The sequence below is a fragment of the Immundisolibacter sp. genome (assembly GCF_041601295.1).
GTDB lineage: Bacteria > Pseudomonadota > Gammaproteobacteria > Immundisolibacterales > Immundisolibacteraceae > Immundisolibacter.
The window spans coordinates 1-4,179 of the sequence record NZ_JBFIII010000157.1 but is presented as its reverse complement, the minus strand read 5'-3'; the positions used below and the strand labels follow the sequence as shown (position 1 = coordinate 4,179).

The following is a 4,179-nucleotide window of genomic DNA, read 5'->3' as shown; positions in this document are numbered from 1 at the left end:
CAGCTGGTACGGTCGACCACTGACTTTGCTGCGCCCACTGGCCGGCCTGTTCGGCGCCGTCGTGGCGCTGCGCCGGGTCGCTTACAACAGAGGCTGGCTACGCAGCCACCGCCTGTCCGCTCCGGTCATCGTGGTCGGCAACATCGCCGCCGGGGGCAGTGGCAAGACGCCGTTCACCCTGTGGTTGGTGAAACTGCTGCAGGACCACGGCTACCGTCCGGCGGTGCTCAGCCGTGGTTATGGCGCCCAGGCCGGGCCACGCCCGCTGCGCGTTGCACCGGATGGCGATGCCGCCGCGTGCGGCGACGAGCCCCTGCTCATCGCGCAGCGCACGGGTGTGCCCGTATACATCGACGCCGACCGCGTCCGTGCCGGGCGCGCGGCCATAGCCGACGCACAAGCCAATGTACTGGTGTGCGACGACGGCTTGCAGCATTACCGCCTGCGCCGGGACATCGAAATCGCCCTGGTCGATGGCGAGCGCCGCGTGGGTAACGGTCAGCTGCTACCCGCGGGACCGCTGCGAGAACCCGTAGCGCGCCTGGCTGAAGTCGACTTCGTGGTCCTCAAGGGCCACGGAGAAGCCGGCGAAACGGTGATGCGCTTCAGCGACTTTCGCCTGCGGCGGCTGTGCGATAGGGTCGAGTTCGCGCCCGCCGCATTCGCCGGGCGCACAATTCATGCCGTGGCGGGCATCGCCGCGCCGAGTAGTTTCTTCACTGAGCTGCGCCGACTGGGAATGTCCGTGATTGAGCACCCACTGCCGGACCACTATCCGATTGGCCCTCGGGATTTGCACTTTGGCGATGATCTGCCGGTCGTTATGACCGAAAAGGATGCCGTAAAATGCCCGGCATTTACCGACGCGCGCTATCACGCGCTGTCCTTCACCATTGATCTTGACGCGGCCTTCGCCGCCCAACTGCTGGAGCGCCTCACCCATGGACAAGAAACTGCTCGACATCCTGGTGTGTCCCCTGTGTAAGGGACCGCTCCTGTATGACACCACAGCGCTGGAACTGATCTGCAAGGTAGACCGGCTGGCCTATCCCATCCGTGACGACATTCCGGTCATGCTCATCGACGAAGCGCGCCAGATTCCGGCCGAAGTCGATCTGTAAGCACACCATCACTAACCTGACGCATCGCTATCAACCCTTGATCTGGCGCCGGTGAACTTCACCGTCATCATCCCGGCGCGTTTTCAGGCCACGCGCTTGCCCGGCAAGCTGCTGGCCGACCTGGGCGGTCGACCATTGCTGCAGTGGGTGCACGAGCGGGCACTGGCCAGCGGCGCGGCGCGGGTGGTGATAGCCACCGACGACGCGCGCATCGAAGCTGCCGGGCGCGCGTTTGGTGCCGAAGTGGTCCTGACGTCAACCGAGCATCGTAGCGGCACCGACCGTATTGCCGAGGCAGCACGTCAGATCGGACTGGCCGACGATGCGGTGGTGGTCAATGTGCAGGGCGACGAGCCGCTCATGCCACCAGCACTGATCCGCCAGGTGGCGGGCAACCTGGCGAGCCGGTCCGCGGCCGACATGGCCACGTTGAGCCAGCGCATCATCACCTTGGCCGAGCTCACCAATCCCAATGCGGTCAAGGTCGTCACCAGCCGCGACGGCTACGCGCTGTATTTCAGCAGGGCGCTGATTCCGCTTCCACGCGACGGCATGCCGGAGGCGGAACACCTGCCCGAGGTCTCGCCCGGCTGGCAACGGCATCTGGGTATCTATGCCTACCGCGTGGCTTTTCTGCGGGCCTTTGTGCAGTGGCCGCCGTGCCCACTGGAAAACACCGAGATGCTGGAGCAGCTGCGCGCACTTTGGAATGGCGCCAGCGTGCACGTGGACGAAGCCCGCGCGCCGGCGCCGCAGGGCGTCGACACACCTGAAGACTTGGCGCGCCTGCGCGCGCTGATCGCCACGGGCGTTTGATCCGACAGTCAGCTTGCGTGGACGGCGCGGAACCCGTGGACCGATGGCTCAAGCGCCGGGCTGTTCCCAGTCAAAACGTGGTAATTCCAGAAACGCACGTTTCAGGCCCTCGTGCCAACCCTGCTGAATCGCCAGATACAGCGGCGAGTTGGCGTCCAGGCTGAGGCGACGATCAAGACGCAGGCTGCCGCTGTTGCAAATCGCCAGGTCCAGCGGTGGACCAACCGATACATTGGCGCGAATGGTGGAGTCCAGCGACACCAACGCGCAGCGCACGGCGTCGTTGAGGTCTGTGTCCGGCGTAATGATGCGATCCAGAATCGGCTTGCCGTATTTGGTTTCGCCGTTTTGCAGATAAGGCATCTGGCCGGTCGCACTGATGTAGTTGCCCTGCGCGTAAACCAGGCAGATTTGCGGTGACTCGCCCCGCACCTCGCCGCCGATGATAAAGCTCGCCTCGGCACTGACCCCGCTACGCTCCAGGGCCGAGGCATGTTCCTGCTGCAACCGATAGCTGACCTTCCCCACGTGCTCAGCCGCCTCGAACACGTCGCGTACCTGCCCGAGACCCCCCGCGGCGGGATCATTGAACTCACGCCGCAGGGCGTTTACCACCGCCTGACTGGTGGCCAGATTCCCGGCGCTCAGCAGCACGAAAACCCGCTCGCCCGGGCGTTCGAAAACATGAATCTTGCTGTAGGTGCTGACATGATCAATGCCGGCATTGGTGCGCGAATCGGCCGCGAACACCAAACCGGCGTTGACCTTGATGCCGACGCAATAGGTCATGGACTGCGCCCGAGGAGTGAAGGCACTGCGTTGAACAAGAATGGGACTGGCGTCAGGGGCCAGTCCCTTGGCACGATCGCTCGAAAAATGGCCCGAGACGCCCAGCCATCATTGCGCTGGCCGGGAGCCCGTGGCGTGTCCCCGCGCCGGGACACGCCCACACCCGGAGTAACGGCGCCCTACACGGTAACGTCTATATTGCCGTTGGCAATCCAGGTGTCTACATCCAGACTCTGCCCCGTGACCCCCATCAGTACGACAACCTCATGGGAGACAAAGTTGGTACCGGTTCCGTCCCAGTCCACGCTCAGTGTGGTGTTGGTGCCCGAATCACTCAGGGTCATGAATTCGGCCGCTACCGACGACCCGGTGTAACCCACCAGCAGATCGGAAATGTCGAGGACATCACCACCCAGGCCGAAACTGAAATCCGTGATGGTATCGACCGTGAAGTTGCTACCGTCGGCCGACGAATCGAGGGTCAAAAACACGAACGTGTCGCTGCCGGCACCACCGGTCATCCAGTCGGTTTCGCGACCGCCCACCAGGATGTCGTCTCCGTCATTACCGTTCAAATTATCCCAGCCCCATCCGCCGTAGATCCGATCATTAAAGGCCGAACCGTTCAGCGTATCTCCGAACCCGGAGCCGATAACGCCCTCGAAGTTCCTGTAAGAATCAGTTCCGATCCCCGCCAGGGCGCCCGTGCTGGTGAAGCTGCTGCTTTGCGTCAAGGTAAAAACGATACCGTCGGTTGCGTCCGAAAAATCCAGCAGGTCCATTCCGCCGGCACCGTCGAGGATGTCGTTTCCGCCACCGCCACGGATCAGGTTGTCGGCCTCGTTACCGGTCAGCGTGTTGTTGCCGGTACCGCCGATCACGCCTTCCATTCCGGTGTAGGTATCAGCGCCCTGAATGCTGGTGGCGCCCGATCCGCCGGCCCCTAGGGTCAATGACCACGTCCCGCTAACACCCGAGTAGTCGAGCACGTCGAGACCGGCTCCACCGTTCAGGGTATCGTTACCTCCGCCGCCATTCAGAAGATCATCCCCGTCACCCCCATTGAGGGTGTCATTGCCAGCACCGCCGAACAGCTGGTCGTCGTCGGCTCCACCGTGCAGCACATCGTTCTGGGCGCCACCAAAGAGCATGTCGCGCCCACCTTCGCCCCACATCTGATCCGCGCCATAGCCACCGTACAGAATGTCGTGACCACCCGCCTCAGTGTCGAGGCCGTCGTCCCCGTATAAAATATCGCTACCGTTTCCACCGTAAACGAAATCGTTTCCAGCCCCGCCATAAAGCGTATCGTTGCCCCAATATCCGGTAATAATGTCGGCCCCTGAGCCACCGTAGATAGTGTCATCACCGCCACCACCGTTCAGGAGATCATCGCCTCCATAGCCGTAGATCGTGTCGTTGGCCCCGCCGCCAGCCTTGAAATCGTTCCCCT

Annotated in this window: 5 protein-coding genes; 3 read left to right on the top strand and 2 right to left on the bottom strand. The window is 63.0% G+C overall.

The features are described 5' to 3' along the window. From lpxK to kdsB, 3 genes are all read left to right on the top strand, one after another. Positions 1–985, top strand: a 985-nt coding sequence (gene lpxK, locus ABZF37_RS13815; protein WP_372720905.1) for a tetraacyldisaccharide 4'-kinase, incomplete at its 5' end; no start/stop codon positions are given. Beyond that, on the top strand, positions 942–1,121 hold the full coding sequence (locus ABZF37_RS13810) for a Trm112 family protein (protein WP_372720903.1): 180 nt from the start codon (positions 942–944) through the stop codon (positions 1,119–1,121). The genes lpxK and ABZF37_RS13810, both read left to right, overlap by 44 nt. Before the next feature lie 51 nt (positions 1,122–1,172). Further along, positions 1,173–1,937: a 3-deoxy-manno-octulosonate cytidylyltransferase gene (gene kdsB, locus ABZF37_RS13805; RefSeq protein WP_372720901.1), complete on the top strand. Its 765-nt coding sequence runs from the start codon at positions 1,173–1,175 to the stop codon at positions 1,935–1,937. 48 nt (positions 1,938–1,985) lie between these two features. Here kdsB and ABZF37_RS13800 read toward each other — a convergent pair whose 3' ends face one another. Beyond that, positions 1,986–2,726: a peptidase gene (locus ABZF37_RS13800; protein WP_372720899.1), complete on the bottom strand. Its 741-nt coding sequence runs from the start codon at positions 2,724–2,726 to the stop codon at positions 1,986–1,988. Between the two features lie 179 nt (positions 2,727–2,905). Further along, positions 2,906–4,179, bottom strand: a 1,274-nt coding sequence (locus ABZF37_RS13795; protein WP_372720897.1) for a calcium-binding protein, incomplete at its 5' end; no start/stop codon positions are given.

Bases quoted from the DNA above. Each gene is read 5' to 3' on its own strand.
- ABZF37_RS13810 (WP_372720903.1), top strand. From the start codon at position 942: ATGGACAAGAAACTGCTCGACATCCTGGTGTGTCCCCTGTGTAAGGGA.
- ABZF37_RS13800 (WP_372720899.1), bottom strand. From the start codon at position 2,726: ATGACCTATTGCGTCGGCATCAAGGTCAACGCCGGTTTGGTGTTCGCG.